General features: G+C 45.4%; 13 protein-coding genes. 2 read left to right on the top strand and 11 right to left on the bottom strand.

Features of this window, described 5'->3' with window-relative positions:
• Window positions 1-52 precede the first annotated feature (52 nt).
• The 4 genes from H1A11_RS01165 to H1A11_RS01150 are packed head-to-tail and all read right to left on the bottom strand — an operon-like array spanning window position 53 to window position 5,211.
• Window positions 53-823 carry a TlpA disulfide reductase family protein gene (locus tag H1A11_RS01165; RefSeq protein WP_117964794.1) on the bottom strand — a complete coding sequence of 257 codons (771 nt, stop codon included), beginning with the start codon at window positions 821-823 and terminating at the stop codon, window positions 53-55.
• Window positions 824-835: 12 nt separating this feature from the next.
• Window positions 836-2,917, bottom strand: coding sequence for a M56 family metallopeptidase (locus H1A11_RS01160; protein ID WP_131225850.1), 2,082 nt, complete (start codon window positions 2,915-2,917; stop codon window positions 836-838).
• A 36-nt stretch (window positions 2,918-2,953) separates the two neighbouring features.
• Window positions 2,954-4,819 (bottom strand): TlpA disulfide reductase family protein, encoded by a 1,866-nt coding sequence (locus H1A11_RS01155; protein WP_131225848.1) that lies wholly within the window; start codon window positions 4,817-4,819, stop codon window positions 2,954-2,956.
• A 29-nt stretch (window positions 4,820-4,848) separates the two neighbouring features.
• The gene (locus tag H1A11_RS01150) at window positions 4,849-5,211 is read right to left on the bottom strand and encodes a BlaI/MecI/CopY family transcriptional regulator (RefSeq protein ID WP_117599411.1); all 363 of its coding nucleotides are present in this window, start codon (window positions 5,209-5,211) and stop codon (window positions 4,849-4,851) included.
• Window positions 5,212-5,421: 210 nt separating this feature from the next.
• Between H1A11_RS01150 and H1A11_RS01145 the strand changes: the two genes are divergently transcribed.
• Both H1A11_RS01145 and H1A11_RS01140 read left to right on the top strand, forming a co-directional pair.
• Window positions 5,422-6,126, top strand: coding sequence for a hemerythrin domain-containing protein (locus H1A11_RS01145; RefSeq protein ID WP_117599410.1), 705 nt, complete (start codon window positions 5,422-5,424; stop codon window positions 6,124-6,126).
• The gene (locus tag H1A11_RS01140; RefSeq protein WP_181757617.1) at window positions 6,116-6,730 is read left to right on the top strand and encodes a response regulator transcription factor; all 615 of its coding nucleotides are present in this window, start codon (window positions 6,116-6,118) and stop codon (window positions 6,728-6,730) included. Before H1A11_RS01145 ends, H1A11_RS01140 begins: the two co-directional genes overlap by 11 nt.
• A gap of 494 nt (window positions 6,731-7,224) precedes the next feature.
• On the opposite strand, the gene ccsA is transcribed toward H1A11_RS01140, so the two are convergent.
• From ccsA to H1A11_RS01105, 7 genes are all read right to left on the bottom strand, one after another.
• The gene (gene ccsA / locus H1A11_RS01135; protein WP_181757616.1) at window positions 7,225-9,276 is read right to left on the bottom strand and encodes a cytochrome c biogenesis protein CcsA; all 2,052 of its coding nucleotides are present in this window, start codon (window positions 9,274-9,276) and stop codon (window positions 7,225-7,227) included.
• A gap of 29 nt (window positions 9,277-9,305) precedes the next feature.
• Window positions 9,306-10,460 carry a Rid family hydrolase gene (locus tag H1A11_RS01130; protein ID WP_005835334.1) on the bottom strand — a complete coding sequence of 385 codons (1,155 nt, stop codon included), beginning with the start codon at window positions 10,458-10,460 and terminating at the stop codon, window positions 9,306-9,308.
• A gap of 65 nt (window positions 10,461-10,525) precedes the next feature.
• Window positions 10,526-11,242 (bottom strand): hypothetical protein, encoded by a 717-nt coding sequence (locus tag H1A11_RS01125; RefSeq protein WP_008665536.1) that lies wholly within the window; start codon window positions 11,240-11,242, stop codon window positions 10,526-10,528.
• A 24-nt stretch (window positions 11,243-11,266) separates the two neighbouring features.
• On the bottom strand, window positions 11,267-12,478 hold the full coding sequence (locus H1A11_RS01120) for a porin (protein WP_087332953.1): 1,212 nt from the start codon (window positions 12,476-12,478) through the stop codon (window positions 11,267-11,269).
• A 29-nt stretch (window positions 12,479-12,507) separates the two neighbouring features.
• Window positions 12,508-13,941, bottom strand: a complete 1,434-nt coding sequence (locus H1A11_RS01115; protein ID WP_034523352.1) for a di-heme oxidoredictase family protein — start codon at window positions 13,939-13,941, stop codon at window positions 12,508-12,510.
• Window positions 13,942-14,050: 109 nt separating this feature from the next.
• A complete protein-coding gene (locus tag H1A11_RS01110; RefSeq protein WP_117680609.1) occupies window positions 14,051-15,202 on the bottom strand; it encodes an imelysin family protein in 1,152 nt (383 codons plus the stop codon).
• Between the two features lie 29 nt (window positions 15,203-15,231).
• Window positions 15,232-16,614, bottom strand: coding sequence for a hypothetical protein (locus H1A11_RS01105; RefSeq protein WP_005823799.1), 1,383 nt, complete (start codon window positions 16,612-16,614; stop codon window positions 15,232-15,234).
• Window positions 16,615-16,634 lie beyond the last annotated feature (20 nt).

Raw genomic sequence — 16,634 nt, 5'->3', positions numbered from 1 at the left:
AAAGAGCAAAAGAAATCCTCTGAAATCCTTATCCCTATTCATCAAGAAAGAATTATTCGCTGACAAGTTTCTGCAACTTATCCTGTATATACCGAAGTTTCGCAGTTCCAGTACCTTGTTCTATATGGCGGATAATACCTTTCTTATCCACCAGTATAGTGACCGGCATACCGCTCACATGAAAGGTCTCGAAGAAAAACAAGTCATCGGCTATCTGGGTAAAGAGAAAAGGACGGCTCTCTACAATTTTCTTTATTTGTGCAGCACTGTCAAAAGTCGTAGCAAGATAGGTTACATCAGGATAGACTTCCATCCATTTGTTCAGCTCCGGCATTTCACGGATACAAGGGCCACAGCCAGTATACCAGAAGTTCAAGACCATAGGACGGCCCACTACATCGGTATTAGTCCACTCCTTCCCTGCGGTATCTTTTACTTTGAATTCTGGAAAGGGTTTACCTATCCATTCCTCTGTCTTCAGAGTCCGTACGACAGAGACTATCGGGAGCTTCTGCCCTATCCCTCCACGATAACTCATCAAAAAGGCTTCCGCACCAGACACCTCTTCAGCAGGAGTAGCGTATTTTCTCACATCTTCAGGCAGCACAAAATCCCTGCACAAACGAAGTTCTGTAACCTCGTGTCCCACGCCGTCCTTATGTATAACGTAGGCTGCTACATTATCCGAATCCACACAAGGTGGCATGCCTTCGAAGAAAAGGCCATCCACTAAATAATATTTCTTACCTGCTGTCTGGGCAGAGCAAAGCCCTGCCCCCACAGCTATCAGAATCAGAAACAAAGAAAGAATTTTACTTGTCATAGTTGTTAGAGACTATTCATTTTTTAGTGTAATCGTAAGCTTGGATTGCGCCTTCACTTTGCTGGTAGCCATGCCTATATACGAAGCAACCAATACAGCATCCTTAGAAGGAACAGAAAGGACAAAATTACCATTGACATCGGTAACGCTTCCCGTAGTGGTACCTTCTATCAGAACAGCCGCACCAATAATAGGCTCGCCCTGCTCATCCACCACTTTGCCTTCCACTTTCATATTACCTTGAACGGAAGTCTTTTCTACAGCTTTAGTTTTTTTAGTAGCAATGTAAATCTCACCTTTTCCACCTGCCTCTTTCTTCACCTCAATGCTCTCAATATTCTCCGCAGGTATTAAATCATCGATAGTTTTAGTACCCAAATCAACCTTTTCTCCATCAATATAAATAGTCTTCGTTAAATCAAGACTACCGTTATGCTGTACTTTAGCGTTCTCTGTCACCTCTTTATCCCGACGGATAACTATACCTGGAGTTCCTTGTTTCAGGGTTATCAAAAGAACACCATTCTTTCCCTTTTCTCCATATAATTCCGTGGCAGATTTATCTTTCAAAACCGTTACACGCTCTATCTTATCAGGATCCAATGCACTCATGACAGATGGTGTCACCTCTTTTCCATCCACAATATACAGTGGTTCTTTCCCATTACCTGCATATCCTTCAACTGTAATACCATTGGCAGAAGAAGTTTTCTCAAGTTTGTCATCATCCAAACTGAACATCACCGGAACCGTATATTTCACCGCCACCGGCTGCCCCTTCTGTCTCCCCGGTTTCCACTTCGGCATATTACTTATCAAACGCAACGCTTCAGCATCCATATCCTTATCTACAGAACGGAGAAGTTTCGGTTCCTTGATACTTCCATCTTTATCCACCACAAATTGGACAGTCACACGCCCTTGCGTACCTTTCTCTTTGGCAGATGCCGGATAGCGCATATTGTCTTTCAGATAACCCATAAGAGCACTCATTCCACCTCCGGGAAATTCCGGCATCTCCTCTACCAGTTCAAAGACCGGAGTTCCCTTCAACTGCTTGCGGACTTCCGTAGGTACATACTTCACATCGGCAGGTTTCGTTGTGTCTCCTACACTTTCCACCACTTTTGTTTCTACAATTGCAGCCAAATCGTTAACTTTGACACTTGAAATCTCCTCAACCTTATCGGAGACTTCTGGACGGGCAAAAGTTGTCACTGCAATGGCAGCTACCGGAAGTACATAAAGATACTTCAAACGTGCCCACGGACTTGATTTTTCTTTTAACATCATAGTGATACGTTTTTTAAGTTTACTGTGATTAAAGCTGTTGGCCATAGAGTAGAGCCTTGTGCCGACAGCTTTTTTTATTAATAATAGTTGATACTGTTTTGCATCCACACCCTCCTTTATCACCGTTTCATCCGCTTCAAACTCATGGATATTCTGCAATTCCTGCTTCAGGAGCCATGATGCCGGATTGAACCACTGAAAGAAAATGCAGACATCAGCCACCAGCAAGTCCCAGGAATGGCGGTTATGGATATGGGCAAGCTCGTGGATAAGGATTTCCCGTCCGTTCTCCTCCAAGTCTTTCCGTGGAATGACAATATATCCCATCCAACTGAACGGAGCGATGTCACAGTTGTGTACAATCAAAGTAACGCGCTCTTTCCTGCCCGGCAAGTAATTGCCGACACTTTCTTTCTTACCCGCTTTCAGCAACATCAGCAACCGCACCAACGAACAAGCATTGCGGAGAGCAAAGAAAATGATTCCTGCCAGATAAACCAACAACGCCACCTGTATCCAGGTGACCGTTGCCGCCTCAGCCGTTATTCCGGTTTCAGTAGCATTCATTGCATCTGCCATCATCAACAACTGTTCCAATGTCAGCATGGTCTGATGCACTTCAGTCTCTTGCCTTACACTTACCTCAACCAAAGGCAGCAGGCACGACAACAACAAAATGCCCAGCAACGCAAACCGGTTGAAACGATGAAATGTATCACGTGCCAGCAGCAAGCGATAAAACAGATAGAATACCGCCAGACAAACGGATGATTTGAGTATATAAACAAAAAACAGACCCATGGAGTTATTTACTATTTAACGATTTACTATTTACAGCTACTTAGTCAGTTCATTCCGTAGCATCTCCACTCCGGGGAATCCGGTTACTTTGTAGGAGACATCTCCTTCACGGTTCACTACGAAATAGGTCGGGATGCCCGGATATTCATACAGCTTTGCCAATGCTGTACTTTGCTCATTGCTGATGCGGCAATGGATGCCGTGTATATCCGGTATCCTCAATTTCCATTTCCCTTCAGGAGATGATTCATCCGCAATGTATAAATAGACCACCTCTTTCAACTCTTCCTTCAAAGGTTTCAGACTTTTCATTGCCCGCATACAAGGACCGCACCAGGTGTTCCACATATCGACCAATACCATCTTACCACGATAAGGACGGGTAATAACTTTCAATAAGCTATCTGCCGCTATCTCCTTTCCTACTTCAACAACCGTATATCCGGTCTTGCCCTTAGCAGCTTCCATCCCGGCCTTCAATTCAGCCTCAATCCTCTCGTTTCTCATCAGGAACAATTGCCTGAGGTCGGGAGAAGCAATGCTGTCTACCGTCCGATGCTCTTCCTCAGTCAAAGGCATGTACTTGCTCAGATTACGGGAAGCACGCCTGGCAAGAAGCATGTCCGGCCAAAGGGTGTCCTGCACAAACCTGTCACGAAGTTCTCCGGTAGCAGTCCGCACAAAATCCGTATAAAAGTCATAATACTTCTGCGCGGGAGAATGCAGAATATCTAGTTGCAGTATTTCCTTGAAGTATGAGGTGCTGTCCACCGTCATGTCCGCCCTTTTCACACCCTTCCTGCCCGAAAGCATCGGGGCATAACTAAGGTTGCTCTTGTAATTATAGATAAGGCTGAATAGATTCATATCCAGATTTGACCGGATATAGGTGCGGCAAGCCTGACTCATATCCTTGTTTTTCACAAGTTCCTCCAGCATATCTTCATAATGCCTGAACAGATATTTCTTATATGCCTGCGGAGTCATCCCACAAATATCGGAATAAAAATCATCAGCTTCCGATAAGCTTTTCATTTCACCGAACCGCAACAACTCGGTGTTCAGTCCGGCATAGTCTCCTTCAAACCAGACGCGGTTCTCCACTTCCCCATCGCTTTTCCTGCTTAAAAGACGGCTCTGCGAATAGAATATTTCGGGCAGATTGATTGTAATATCCAGTTCTCCACCCGGCACAAGGAACAATTCTATCTTCGAACGGGATATCCACAACGCAGCACCGCTTGGCAACAGCACCTCCGTCTCATAGCGGAACGTGCCATCCTCCGCAATCTCCAAGTCCTTGCCGGTGAAATACATAAAGAACCAAGGCGAGCCATAGTAGCGTAACGTCACTCCATATTCCGGCTTATACCCTAATATCCGTCCTTTTATGACAGCCTTTCCTGCATTCAGTTCCGGTGCGGGCAAGGGTAAAACTTCATCCGGCTTCTTGTCCAGTAGCCTTTCGGGAATATCCACCTGAGGCTTCTGCCCGTTGAGCTGTATGCCGTAGATTATCCATCCCTCATCACTGCCAGGCATCTCCAGAAAGTCAAAACTCTCGGTGTCCATCGGAAGCGGCCTAAACTTCAAAGTAGCGGTCATTTCACCGGAAGCAGGAATACTTGTCCATTCCCCTCTGGAAAAACCGGTATCCCCCCAATATTCATAATGCTTTCCGGATGCCTGCAATACGGCTGCCGAATCTATCCTGACCTTATCACCCTGCATACCGTATATCTTCACATCCAGCCAAGTCGTGTCTTCTCCAAGTATCACTCGCTCCACTTCGATGCTACGCGTATTACAAGCCATGAAATAGGGAGTCTTTACAATTTTCTTTGCTTGCAATCCGCAGCAAATACTCACCAGCAACCAACAAACCAATCCGATGTTTTTCATAAGCAAGAGTTATTAGATTTTCAATTACCTCAATCCTTTCCCTTTTCCACCTCTTGTATCAACAGTTTCAGTTCTTCCAAAGATATATCTTCTTCCCTCACCAAAGACGACACTGCACTGAGATAGGAATTATTGAAATATTTACTGATAACATTCTTCAGTGTCCGCTTGCGAAAATCCTCCTCGCTGACCACCGCATAATACTGATAGGTGTTACCATATGCATGATGGCTTAGGAATCCCTTATCCTCCAATCCCCTCACAATGGTGGACAAAGTATTGAAATGGGGTTTCGGCTCTTCATAGAATGCCAGCATTTCCTTCACAAACAAGGGTCCTTTTCCCCAGAAAAAGCCCATGATTTCTTCTTCTTTTGCAGTCAATCCTTTCATAACATTCTTTGTTTTCCGCAAATAACTAAATTATTTAGTTCAAAAACTAATTTCTCTCGTTAAATAAAACTAAAGCTTTTAGTTTATCCAGCAAACACCACTCTCCAACCATCTCCCGACAAGCAAAATACCTACTAATAGTGATTGCAGTTCTCGGATAAAAGCCGTTACTTTGCGCACGAATTAAAGAATTAAAAACAATAACACACAATGAATGAGCAACATAAGTACCGCTCCACGGACAAAATGAGCGACCTCATCTGTGACAATTACTCCTTATTAATGGTGATGAGCCGCTTCGGACTGTCATTAGGATTCGGAGACAAGAACGTGAAGGACGTCTGCGAAGCGCAAGGCGTAGATTGCCCCACATTCCTCGCCGTAGCCAACTTTATCAGCGAAGAACAATACTCTTACAGCGGCAATGAAAGTGACTTTTCCATTCCCGCCCTTATGGATTATCTGAAGCGTGCCCACACGTATTTCCTCGACTTCAACCTGCCGGCCATCCGCCGCAAACTCATCGAAGCCATCGATTGTTCCAGTACAAACGATGTAGCCTACCTCATCCTGAAGTTCTTCGATGAATATGCCAAGGAGGTACGCCGCCACATGGAATATGAAAACCAGGCCGTATTCACCTACGTAGAGCACTTGCTCCAGGGCAGACTATCGGACGAATACAACATCGCCACTTTTGCCAGCAAACATAATCAGATAGACACCAAACTGAAAGAACTGAAGAACATCATCATCAAATACTACCCGGAAAAGGAGAACAACAATCTCCTGAATGCGGTCTTGTTCGATATATTCAACTGCGAACAAGACCTTGCCACCCACTGCCAGGTAGAAGATTATATGTTTGTTCCCGCCGTAGCGCAAATAGAAAGGAAACTGAAAAATGAACAATAATACTTCTTTGAAGATTGTCATTGCAGAAACTTCGGTCATCATCCGAAGTGGTCTGACGGCTGTTTTGAAGCGTATTCCCAACTTGAATGCACACCCTATTGAAGTTTCTTCTCCGGAATCGCTGCAAAACTACATTCACATGCATCCGGCAGACATTATCATCATCAACCCCACTTTCGGTGGCTGGTTCGACCTGCCCGCCTTCAAGGCAGAACACGGAAAATCCGGCATCAAGTACATTGCTATGGTATGCTCCGTCATCGACAACAACATATTGAAGGAATATGACGAGAACTTCGCCATGTGCGATGACATAGATGTCATCACCTCCAAAATCAACCACTTGCTGCACACCGAGGAGGAAGAGGAAAAAGACAGCGAACAAGAAACCCTGAGCCAGCGCGAAAAAGAAATCATCACCTGCGTTGTGAAGGGCATGACCAACAAAGCCATCGCCGACAAACTCTACCTCTCCATTCATACTGTCATTACCCATCGCCGTAACATTGCACGCAAACTGCAGATACATTCTCCGGCAGGGCTTACCATCTACGCTATTGTGAACAAGCTAGTGGAATTGGGAGACATCAAGAACTCTCTATAAGGTTCTTCCGGCAACTGTTTCCCTACCCACTACGGCCTATAGGGAAAAAACGGATGAATCCCTTGCAAAAGTATTCTCCCCCATACGGGAAAAGGCCTCTGGCTATTGATTAAGGTTTATCTTGTGACTGGCGATATACATCTTTAGCGTAAAGATGTATATCTTCAGCATAGAGATGTGCATCTTCAGACTGAAGACAAAGCTCATCCCCTATGTCAGCCCTCCCCATGCTATGACTCAAGCAGTCTGACAAGTAGCCTTAACCAACCTTGCCCACAGTATCCGCCACGCCATACACAAATCCCCACTTCACGATATCACATCGGAAAGTGGGGATCCTTTTATCTTCATAAAAGTGGTTACGTAATTATGACTAACTAATTCATTCAAATCTGATGTTGCAAAGATAAGGCATCGGCAGACAGTACGCAATCGCTCAAATTAGGTATAATGAAAAAAGCCAGTCATTATAAATAGGTAGAACCACCCGCAAATCAAGCATTGGCATAGCTATGCATTCCTCCAAGGATGTAGTTCACCCCAAAATAGGTCATCAGGACTGTCAGAAAAGCGACAATCATATAGATGTGGAAGAATAACGGCCTGCGGAAAATGCGCAGGCTGCGCGCATGGAACGCCGCTCCATAAACCATAAAGGTAATCAGCGCCCATACTTCCTTCGGGTCCCAAGCCCAATATCGCCCCCAAGAAGCATTGGCCCAAACCGTACCCAGAAAAATACCGGCTCCCAAAAAGAAAACGGCAGGATAAAGCAGCAATCGGCCGAGCAGCATCAACATCCGGGCTGAACGGCGAAGACACAATGCCAGTATGCCGTTCAGCATCATAAAGGCAAACAAAGCATAAGACATCATTATCAACGACACATGCGTACTGAGCCATGGAGAAACAAGCACGGGCATCAAGGGAGTGATTTGGGGATTCATCTGTCCCAAATAAGACACTAGCAAGGCAAAACCGGACAGCAAAAAGCCGAAAGGCACCATAAACGGGAAGCGCCGCCGAAACAGACAAGCCAGGAACAGCGCACACAATGCCATGAACTGCATCGTTTCGTATCCGTTGCCCAACGGTATTCGCCCACCGATGTACCACCTCAGGCCATACCCGAAGAGCTGAAAGAGAAACGCCGCATAAAGAGAAAACGGGAAAAAAGTATCTGCCAAACGCGAAGAGAAAGAGAGCGCTACAATCCTACCGGAAGAGTCTGACAATGCCGACGAACGACGCAGGCCGCGATACAGCAGACGGAAGAAAGCCAGCATCCCCACCGTAAGGTTGAACATGAACAGTAATTTGCTGAAAGGAATACGGTTATACAGCAATTCGGCTTGTATTTTAGTATCGGAAACAGGCTCCACACTCCCGTCTTCCGGCAAAGGACGAATCAATGTACCATTTTGGAGCATCAAAATCAGTCCCACCTTTTCATCCGCCTCTACAATGGCCTTTTCCAGAGAAGTCATTTTCTGATGATGGTCTTGCTTCCCCTTCCAGAACTTCTGCAAGCGATACTTCTCACCGTCGAACAAATCAGCCAGACATGCATAGGGTGTCTCCAAATGAAGCAGGCGACGGAGTGCCTCGTTTTTGATATAAATCATCGGCTCATTCTGCCAAACTTCCGGACGCAGAAGCCATCCACCAATCACCTGCTCCGGCGTCATGCCTCCATAAGACGGTTTTCCCGTCAGTTTCAGTACAAAATCGCGCGCAAGGGTATTGAAAGGAACCACACGGTCATTATAAATCACCTGCTTACGGGCGAGACTATCCGCCTGCTTGCGTGCCAGTGCCGGAAGGCTTCTCTTCTGCGCATGTACCCCACTTCCCAGACACAGCAACAATAGAACAAACATTCCTCCCTTCTTCAACAACGGATGCCTCAGCAGCCTGCGGAACTCTCCACCCCGGCTGACCAGCATCCAGAGCATGGAGACACCTAACAAGAGGTATCCACTATAGGTAACCCCTATCCCCCACGGGTCATAATTCACTGTCAGCCAGCTCCCCTGCATATCCTCATCAAAGGAAGACTGATAAAAGCGGAACCCCTGCCGTGAAAGAATACGGTTCATGGAGACGGGCGTCTCACCGTGAATATAGCTGATATAATCTGCAGGAGCATCCGTACCCGGATAGTACTCAATCCGGAAACTGTCCAGACGTAAGGTGAACGGTAACTCTACAACCTGCCTGCCGTCTTGTTCCAAAAAGCAGTTCACCTCACTGCCGACAGTAAGATGCACATATCCTTTTCGGCCACAAAGAAACGTAGTCATGGCTCCCGCCAAAATCACGAGGAAGGAGCCATGCAACAACAACGTCGGGAGACGCCGCCACAACCGCTGTCTTACAAGCACAACAACAGTCATCGCAGCAAGGGCTCCCCACAAACAACAGAACCAAATCGTATGATAAACATGCTTTTCTACAAAATCCGTACTGTATGTCTGCTCTACAAACGTAGTTGCAGCAAGTAAGAGCAGCAAACAACCATAAACAGCTATGAGAAACTTTTTCAATTAAGAGCTATCAATTAAAAGTAAAAAAATCAATATGGAGCAAACTCCTTGTTTTCTAAAGACTTGACTCCCATACATTCCATCTCTATCAGCCAACCCGGACGACATACGGGAGCATATACAAACACTCTCGGAGTATCCGGAAAACGCTCGTCATACATTCCTTTGACCACGGTATAGTCTGCAACATCCCGCAGATAAACAATCATCTGTCCTAAATCATCAAACGTACAGCCAGCCTCTTTCAACAAAGCCTCCACATTCTCCCACATACGTTCCGTCTGCTTGCGAATGTCTCCGGGACATACCACCTCACCTTTATTATTGATGCTCGCAGTACCCGAAATAAACACCTGGCGACGGTCGCCATAATCCACATACGTACCTCGCTCGAAACTCACACCGTATTCGTATGTGGGATTCAGATGTGTCGGTGCGTAAAGGTAGTGAATTTGTTCAGATTTCAAACCATCTACAGCATAAGTATCCATCTGAACCGTCACTTTTGGGTCGGCATGACGGCCACCGATACCGGTACTGGAAATATAATGAGTCTTCTCCGTCAAGTCCTGGGTAACAAACACCTCATTACGCGCCTTCACCACTCCGGCATAATTCACATCCACGTTCTGTACAAAGAACCAGGTACGTATGCAATTATCAGCCAGCTTACAGCCCTGTTCCATCAGCTGCATCACATAGTCATTCAACAGCAGACGGGTCTGGTATTCCGAATTGGCAGCACGATTGAAAGAGCCGCCTCCCCAAAGGTGACGGTAGGCGCCATGTCTCACTTCGAACAATCCGTTATGAAGCACCTGTGTTTCCACACCTTTCTGCAGATAGACCCACAGTGCAATCTTTGTACCGTTCAACGGCGGCTGCTCTACCACGGAGAGTGCACAATCCGAACATTCTGCCGAAAGCGCCAGTAGCATATCTGCTTGATTGGCGGCGTCACTTAGAAAGTAGCGTTTAAAGATGGCAACAGCACCTTGTAGTTCACTTTCACGCAGTTGGCAGTAAGTGTCGACCACCGCATTCAGCTGTTCTTCATAAGTCGCTTCCGGTCTGGTGGCATGAATCATTACATGATATTCCGAAACACCCGCTTCTACCTCATATTTAAAGATTTCGGTTAAGGTATTCTCCAATTGATTAGTTTGTTGTTGTTTATTTTTCATATTAAATATCAATTAGTCGTTGTTGTTCAAAAAAGTACCGGTATTACCAGTAAGGCCCATCATTATTACGGCTGTGCACCATCGTCAATCCAGTTGCCAATCAAAGACTGCATATCAGATGAGGTTATCATCTGAGAATGGTCTATACGCCAATCCGAGCTGATGTCCGTACCCAATATGAGATGCAAGACACTTTCTGACGCATTACCGGGCATAACCCTCATTTTACCGTCCACCGTCGTTGAAGCCCGGTTGACCAGATCAGCATGGCTATGTCCTTCCAGCAGATTCAAGCCACCACCCGGAGTGGTGCTAAGACCATGGCAAGCCGTACAAGTGGCATTGAATATTTTTTGTTGAATGGCATTGTACATACTTGCATCAACTGTTCCTGCATCCATAAGTATAGTATCAGCGATTTCAGTACATTCCATTGCCACCAAACTGACAATGCGCTTCCTCAACTTATTGATTACACATAGCTCGACAGTTGTCACCTCATCCGTTATGCCGGACATTGTCAACTGGATTTCATCATTATCCGATTCGGATGCCGGAACAACCTTTGAAACAATGGCATAATCGCTTTCATCATCAAATCCTGCCACTACCACACTATAGTCGCCCGACCACTTATCCACACCACTAATCCGGCCTGTCATCTTCACTGTGCGTCCTTCACCCGTGGCCACAACGGCATTCTCATAAATTCTCCCCTCATCGCATGCATGCAGACCTATAAGAAGCACGGGCAGAAAAAAGAAAAGAATGTATTTTTTCATAGACGAATCCTTTCCTGACTTCATTTAGAATGTATATTGAAGCATCACCGTGGCAGAGTGAGTGGCCAGACCTAAATTATCATTATCACGGTCGAGCTGCGTGTCGTGTCCCCAACGGGCTACATACTGATACATTGCCTGCAATTTCAAGTTGCATCCTCTGAAAAAGTAGTTCATACCTACAGCAGGCATATTCAGGAAACCGTCGTCATCCGTACCGTTACGATTGAAGATATCGTAGCGTGCGGCAAGCTGTAGGCGGGGAGCGACAAAGTAACCACCTTGCACATAACCGCCTAAAAAGCTATACGATTCATTTATCTTTTGCCGTTTGGTGAAACCTACATTCATATAATAAGCTTCAGCCGCCAGATAGAGCTTGTTCTTCAACATAGCAAATTCCAACCCCACACGGGTATCATTGGTACTCTCATTTTCACTCTCCACATTGATAGAACCCGAAAGACCGAATAATATCTTATCCTCGTTCAAACGGTTAGGATTACCTTGTGTGGAAGGCATCACCCCCTTGGGCATATAAGTCAGACGTCCGGCATACAGCAATGAAGGGATATGCCAGTCATCACTCATCGTCTTTGAAGCTGTATTCACGGAAGCTCCGGTTCCATTGAACAAGCCGACTTCATAACCGAACTTATCTGCCACCAGACCGTGAACTTCAACACCCAGGTCAAATCCCGTACCGATATTAGGCGTCACGGCATTCAACGAATAAGGCAAAATTACAGAAGACGTCAGAGAAACCGGCAACTGGGGAAGCAGTGTTTCGCCAAGAGTTGTCAGATAGGCATGCGAGAATGGAGTCTTGAACTTTCCGACACGAATCGCAAATTGTTTTTTCAGCTGTACATCGAACCACGCCTGCTGTAACAGCGCTCCTCCACTTGCAGCAGCATTGATGGACAGATTGAAAGCCACTTTTCCAAAAGCCTTGCCAGTAAAGCCAAGTACGGCATAAGGAATGGAAAAACCCGAATTGGCAATATTATCTTGGTTATAAGCCTTATCCAAGCCTTCATCATCATACCAATTGAAATTAGCACTCGTTTGTACCAACAGATAAGGCTTGAAAACAAAGTCACCTTTCTTTGTTTCAATGGTAAAACCTTCTCTTCCGGCCAATGACACTACACCATTCTCCGTATCTTCCTCATGTTGCGCCATAGCGGTCAAAGGCAAAACAGCCAGCATGGCGACATATAAAAATTTCTTCATAATTACTTTTTATATAAAGCTTATTAGTTCTAAAGTGAATTTAAAAATGCAATCAGGGCATCACGGTCATCCTTGCTCATGTTCTTAAAGAGATTTTTCGATGCTTCTCCCTCTCCCCCATGCCACATTATGGCTTCAACAAGATTGCGGGCACGGCCATCGTGCAAGAAGTAGGTATGTCCGTTTACCTTTTCCTGAAGCCCGATACCCCAAAGCGGAGTAGTGCGCCATTCATTGCCACGCGCCAACCCACTTACATAGTTATCATTCAGACCGACTCCCATAATTTCGGAGCCCATATCATGCAGCAAAAAATCCGAATAGGGGTGAATTGTCTGACTTCCCAACCATGGCAAACGGGTACCGTTCAACAGCACGGAGCCCCGAGGCTTGGTATGCAACGTGGTGACATGGCAAAGATGGCACTTGGCTTTATAGAAATTCTGTTCTCCCCTTATCACCTGCGGGTCATTCACATTACGCCGTGCAGGAACACCAAGACTCTGCATATACAAGTCAACATCTTCCATATCTTCTGTAGAAACATCCAACTGGGCATAAGAAAGCCCCATCATGCTGCCTTGATTCACCTGGGCCTGCCCCTCGCATATCTCTTCCGGATAGCGGCTATTGGTAACACCCATATCACTTGAAAAACCAAGTTCAACAGTCAAATCCGCATGTTGAGCCTTATTTCCCGACAGCCCCAAGCTTCTCACACCACGTTCGGTAATGTAATTGCAACGGCCACTTATACCATACTCCGGATAATTACTTTTTGCAGCAAGCGCTTCAATCTCCGTAGGTTCCAAAGCCATCATTTGCCCCATACCGACATGTCTCAACGGGATACGCACCGTACAGAACATATCTTCAGGCTTTATACTGTCAGCATACCATTCGGATATGGAATAAGCCGGTCTGCAAAGTTCATACTTCTCTCCGTCGGGAAAGGTAAAAGTCTCATAAGTATACTCCACAGAAAGCTTTCCCTCCGGTTTCACTCCATAAATGGCCTGGTCATGGAGAACACGGCCATAATCCTGAAAAAACGCACCATTCTTGCGGCTTATATAAACCAGCATCGAGGAAAACCCGTAACTACCCGATCCGCCTTCACTCCACAGCGTCGGTTTGGTACGGCCGGCATTACGATGACAACTGCCACAAGAATACCCCGCATAGACTGGGCCAAGCCCCCCTCCCATGCCATTGCTACTCGTACGCACATCATCGTAAAGCCCGTCACCATCATTAAAGCGACTGTTGTAAACACCCGACACCCAATCTGCCGGTGAATCATAGGCCTTGGATGAATTCATGAAGATTGTGGACGTTCCGGCAGACAGAGCGTATCCTTCAGGAATCTCTATATCCAACACGTCAATCCCATCATCATCACAAGCAGTCAAACCTGCCGACAAACAAAGGAGAAGACATGAATATCTCATTAAATGATTCATCATCTTTATCTACTTTTTAATAATGGCATATCCAAACATGCCAAAGAAGTAAAGGCAGGATTCTCCAAATCCCCCCCTTTACTTCTTGAGTATTGTTTATAAATAATTCTTATTTAACTGTACGAGGCTTGCCATCCTTGAAAAGCAGGAATTCTAAAGTATGGAATCCGCGTACATTTTGGGCAGATTCAACTTTTGCATCATCATCACCCTCGCTCCATTCCAAATCGCCCCATTTCTGGGAATTCAGAATCTGGACAATGGCGTTCTGGTCCAAAGGCCAACTATCCATATTCGGGTCAAGCCCCAGCTCATCCACCGGCCCAAATAGGAACGCCTCACTTTCCTCCCAAGGTTCACGGGCTGTTATCCAAGCATTGCATGCCGTCTCAAAAGCACTGTTAGAGGGATTGTTGGCAAGAGCCACCACAGCGTCATACAGCGTACTATTCTTCTCCTTCAAATCCTTATAGGTAGGCAAAACCACAACATTGACATAATTTTCAACAATCGGGTCAAGTGCTTCATTGCTGTTAATGGTGCTATTGTCCCTGATATAAGGTTTCAACTCCTTATCCAATACACTTTCCAGTTCTTCACAAGCCTTGATAGCCGCTACCGTTTCCTGACTGTTGATATTATTACGGAAAGGTTGGGGAATAGCCTGAATAGCCGATGCTGCCGTAGTGATAGCTGCCGACACTTTCGTATCCAACTCCGCATTGGCTCCAGCCACCAATTTTGAAATTGACTTGTCGCTCACCTTACCGTCCAAAGAGCCGTAATAGGCATTGCGGATTGAGTAAATATTATTGGTATAATCATCACGGGAATGCCAGCTATACCATGACTCAACAGCATAGAGGGCCTCTGTAACATTGTTTGCCATATATTTATTATATGGATCACCAATCTTCGTCTCACCTACCTCATTGGAGATTTCAACACAACCGTCGATAACCTGCTCTATACAGTTCCAGGCACTTGAAAAGTTATAGGCACCATTATGAGCTTTGAAGGAAGTTGCAAAACTTGCCCCACCCTTATAACTCGTATTCCAAGAATCATAAAGATTGGTGGCATCTGTCTTCAACAAAGCCGCCACATTTCTCATGTAGTTGTGCCAACTTGCTGCATTCCCCGAATTATACTCAATGTCAGCAGGATTAACTGTACTGTTGTCATCATCATCGCTACAAGCAGTAGCCGTAAATGCCAGCCCTAATACCAAAGCTGTCGCATAAAAGAAATTTTTCTTCATTTGTATAAAATTAATTGATTACTATTCATCTACTTCTTGACAAACCAACCGATATAGGCAATACCGATCGAAAACTCATTTTCACTATTATACTTACCAGTTCCAAAAACCTTGTTTGTTCCGATTTGGCGGGTGGTGTAATCAGCCTTTACCACCAGATTAGGCAAGGCATACCAATTCAATCCAGCAGTCCACATGCTTACTTGACAACGTTTCTCCATTATCTGGCTGGCCTCTCCCTTTTCTTGCGGATTATAATATTCATAACGTGCAAAGGGGTAGATAACCGGAACTTTCCTGTTTCCTTTGAAGAAAGCGCTGATATTCAAACCGGCCTCGGCTGCATAACTGACTACATTCTTTGCAATGGGGGTTATACGGCTGTAAGGAGATTTATTCGACAATTTGGTATTTGCCTCACTAAGCTTCGCTGAATTACCCAAATTTCCGTATACCATATTGGCACGGGCAACCACATATTTATTACGGTATTGGGCATCTGCCGTATAGATTCTTACCGGAATCTTACCGGTAGACGAATAAGTATCCGCTTTGTCAGAATTGGAACCGGCATCAGCGCAGTAATAAAACGAAGCGCCTATACGCAACCCCGGAACCCCCTTGTAGTCCAGACGAGCCACATAGCCCGGTGAAGTAAAGTTGTCTTCTTCAAAGATGCCTTGTTTGCCACTTGCTATCCAGGTGTTACGGTCAAAACCATTGGCATTCAGACCGGCCACTATCATGGCTTGATAATCAAAGCTGGCATATCCTTTTCCAAAAGAACCAAAAAACTCGAGTCCGTTTTCATGCCACGTAGAAGGAAGGATGGTTGTCTCTCCTTCCGGCCGATAAGTTCCAAAGAAATTGATTGGTTCATGATGGGCGTTGGTCAATCCTACCGGGACAATGATGTGACCGGCACGTATGTTGAATTGTGGAACAATTAAACGGGTAATGTGGAATTGCTCGATAGCCACTTCGCCACCCTTTTCCACCTCCGTTTCATACTCACCGTTTTCCGTATTCTCAAGTTCATAAGCAGTACCCGTACCACCGGATTCAAACTCGATTTCAGCACCGAGTATCCATTTGGAATTGAACTTGTAATCCAGAGCCAACACGAAACGGGGTATAGAAATTGTATTCCTATGTTTGTCTGGATTGCCTTCAGGCGCACCATAGAAACGGTTAATACCATAATCCTTAAAACTTGCAACCATTTCTCCGTATCCACCGAAACGGAATTTCTTGTAGTTGTCGCCATCATTCGCTACTTTTTCCTTTTTCTCTTTGTCTGTTGAAATTTCCGTACTCTCTGCTGCAGAAGTAACTTTTTCAGGTTCAGCAGCCTGCAAAGCATTGGCAGAAAGCAGAAAACATAAAACGAATAAGCCTGTTAATTTTCTCATCTTTTATCTTAAATTTTATT

The sequence above is a fragment of the Bacteroides sp. CACC 737 genome, assembly GCF_013874375.1.
Taxonomy (GTDB): domain Bacteria; phylum Bacteroidota; class Bacteroidia; order Bacteroidales; family Bacteroidaceae; genus Bacteroides; species Bacteroides uniformis.
Note: the sequence above shows the minus strand (reverse complement) of the source record. Positions and strands in the feature narration are given on the sequence as shown.

Excerpts from the sequence above, each read along its gene's own strand:
- H1A11_RS01165 (WP_117964794.1), bottom strand. The coding sequence starts at position 823 with ATGACAAGTAAAATTCTTTCTTTGTTTCTGATTCTGATAGCTGTGGGG.
- H1A11_RS01160 (WP_131225850.1), bottom strand. The coding sequence starts at position 2,917 with ATGGGTCTGTTTTTTGTTTATATACTCAAATCATCCGTTTGTCTGGCG.
- H1A11_RS01155 (WP_131225848.1), bottom strand. The coding sequence starts at position 4,819 with ATGAAAAACATCGGATTGGTTTGTTGGTTGCTGGTGAGTATTTGCTGC.
- H1A11_RS01150 (WP_117599411.1), bottom strand. The coding sequence starts at position 5,211 with ATGAAAGGATTGACTGCAAAAGAAGAAGAAATCATGGGCTTTTTCTGG.
- H1A11_RS01145 (WP_117599410.1), top strand. The coding sequence starts at position 5,422 with ATGAATGAGCAACATAAGTACCGCTCCACGGACAAAATGAGCGACCTC.
- H1A11_RS01140 (WP_181757617.1), top strand. The coding sequence starts at position 6,116 with ATGAACAATAATACTTCTTTGAAGATTGTCATTGCAGAAACTTCGGTC.
- H1A11_RS01130 (WP_005835334.1), bottom strand. The coding sequence starts at position 10,460 with ATGAAAAATAAACAACAACAAACTAATCAATTGGAGAATACCTTAACC.
- H1A11_RS01125 (WP_008665536.1), bottom strand. The coding sequence starts at position 11,242 with ATGAAAAAATACATTCTTTTCTTTTTTCTGCCCGTGCTTCTTATAGGT.
- H1A11_RS01120 (WP_087332953.1), bottom strand. The coding sequence starts at position 12,478 with ATGAAGAAATTTTTATATGTCGCCATGCTGGCTGTTTTGCCTTTGACC.
- H1A11_RS01115 (WP_034523352.1), bottom strand. The coding sequence starts at position 13,941 with ATGAATCATTTAATGAGATATTCATGTCTTCTCCTTTGTTTGTCGGCA.
- H1A11_RS01110 (WP_117680609.1), bottom strand. The coding sequence starts at position 15,202 with ATGAAGAAAAATTTCTTTTATGCGACAGCTTTGGTATTAGGGCTGGCA.
- H1A11_RS01105 (WP_005823799.1), bottom strand. The coding sequence starts at position 16,614 with ATGAGAAAATTAACAGGCTTATTCGTTTTATGTTTTCTGCTTTCTGCC.